Raw genomic sequence first — 2,234 nt, 5'->3', positions numbered from 1 at the left:
GCCAAGGCCGTCGTGGCCGAAGAGGACAAGCCCAAGCGCGGCCGCAAGCCCAAGGCGGCCACCGAGACCAAGAAGGCCGGCGGCAAGAAGGAAGCCGAGGAAGAAGAGGACTTCTCCGACATCGATGCCGAGATCGAGGGCGAAGAGCCGGAAGCCGAAGAGACGGTCGCGGTCGAAGAGGAAACGGTCAAGGCCAAGCCCCTGCGCATGAAGGTCAGCCGCGCCAAGGAGCGCGCGCTGATGCGTGAATTCGGCCTGGAAGAGACCGCGCTGACGGAAGAAGAAGCCGTCAAGCGCCGCTCCGAGCTGAAGACCCTCATCAAGATGGGCAAGACGCGGGGTTTCCTGACGCACCAGGAAATCAACGATCACTTGCCCGAGAAGCTGGTCAGCGAGGAAATCCTCGAGGCCATCATCTCCATGCTCAACGACATGGGCATCGCGGTCTATGAGCAGGCGCCCGACGCCGCCACGCTGCTGATCCAGGGCAACACCACGGCCACGTCGACCGAAGAAGAGGCCGAAGAAGCCGCCGAAGCTGCGCTGTCGACGGTGGACTCCGAGTTCGGCCGCACGACCGACCCGGTGCGCATGTACATGCGCGAAATGGGCACGGTCGAACTGCTGACCCGTGAAGGCGAAATCGAGATCGCCAAGCGCATCGAAGGCGGCCTGCAGGCCATGATGCTGGCGATCTCGGCCTCGCCGACGACCATCGCCCACATCCTCGAGTTCGCCACCAAGATCCGCGCTGGCGAGATGCAGATCTCGGACGTCGTCGACGGCTTCGTGGCGGAAGACGAGGCCGACGACTACGTGGCCGAGGAAGACTTCGACGAGTTCGACGAGGAAGACGATGACGACGGCAACGGCGGCTCCAAGGCGCTGACCAAGAAGCTCGAAGAGCTGAAGAACGCCGCCCTGGTCAAGCTCGACTCGATGTCCGCTGCCTTCGACAAGATGCGCAAGGCGTTCGAGAAAGACGGCTACAAGTCGATCCCGTACAACAAGGCCCAGCAAGCCATCAGCCAGGAGCTGATGACCATCCGCTTCACGGTCAAGACGATCGAGAAGCTGTGCGACATCCTGCGCAGCCAGGTCGACGACGTGCGCCGCTATGAACGCGAGCTGCGCAAGATCGTGGTGGACAAGTGCGGCATGCCGCAAGAGCACTTCATCAAGACCTTCCCGCCCAACGCACTGAACCTGAAGTGGGCCGAGAAGGAAGTCGCCGCCGGCAAGCCGTACAGCATCATCCTGAGCCGCAACCTGCCGCCGGTGCAGGAGCTGCAGCAGAAGTTGACGGACATCCAGGCCAAGGCCGTGGTGCCGCTGGACGACCTCAAGGACATCAACAAGAAGATGAACGAGGGCGAGAAGGCCTCTCGTGACGCGAAGAAGGAAATGATCGAGGCCAATCTGCGCCTCGTGATCTCCATCGCCAAGAAGTACACCAACCGCGGCCTGCAGTTCCTGGACCTGATCCAGGAAGGCAATATCGGCCTGATGAAGGCGGTGGACAAGTTCGAATACCGCCGCGGCTACAAGTTCTCGACGTACGCGACGTGGTGGATCCGCCAGGCCATCACGAGGAGCATTGCCGACCAGGCCCGCACCATCCGCATCCCGGTTCACATGATCGAGACGATCAACAAGATGAACCGCATCTCGCGCCAGCACTTGCAGGAGTTCGGCTATGAGCCGGACGCCCCGACGCTGGCCGAGAAGATGGAGATCCCGGAAGACAAGATCCGCAAGATCATGAAGATCGCCAAGGAGCCGATCTCCATGGAAACGCCGATCGGGGACGACGACGACAGCCACCTGGGCGATTTCATCGAGGACACCAACAACACGGCGCCCATCGAAGCGGCCATGCAGGCCGGCCTGCGCGACGTGGTGAAGGACATCCTCGACTCGCTGACGCCGCGCGAAGCCAAGGTGCTGCGCATGCGCTTCGGCATCGAGATGCAGAGCGACCACACGCTGGAAGAAGTCGGCAAGCAGTTCGACGTGACGCGTGAGCGCATCCGCCAGATCGAGGCCAAGGCGATTCGCAAGCTGAAGCACCCGAGCCGCAGCGACAAGTTGCGTACCTACCTCGACAACCTCTAATCGCTGTATTCGCAACAAAGGCCGGCCTGTCCGGCCTTTCTTACGTCGATAAACTGCCCCCATGACCGCGATCCGCGAGCGCACCGTCCTTTTTGCCGACCTGCGCGGCAGCACCGGGC

At 62.1% G+C, this 2,234-nt stretch carries 1 protein-coding gene; it reads left to right on the top strand.

Going from position 1 to position 2,234, the window contains the following annotated elements:
- Window positions 1–2,115, top strand: a 2,115-nt coding sequence (gene rpoD, locus AC1DU6_RS28295) for an RNA polymerase sigma factor RpoD (protein ID WP_477861193.1), incomplete at its 5' end; no start/stop codon positions are given.
- Window positions 2,116–2,234 lie beyond the last annotated feature (119 nt).

It is taken from the genome of Roseateles sp. P5_B10 (genome assembly GCF_056400485.1).
The sequence above is the reverse complement of the archived record's forward strand: the minus strand, read 5'-3'. Positions and strand labels throughout refer to the sequence as shown.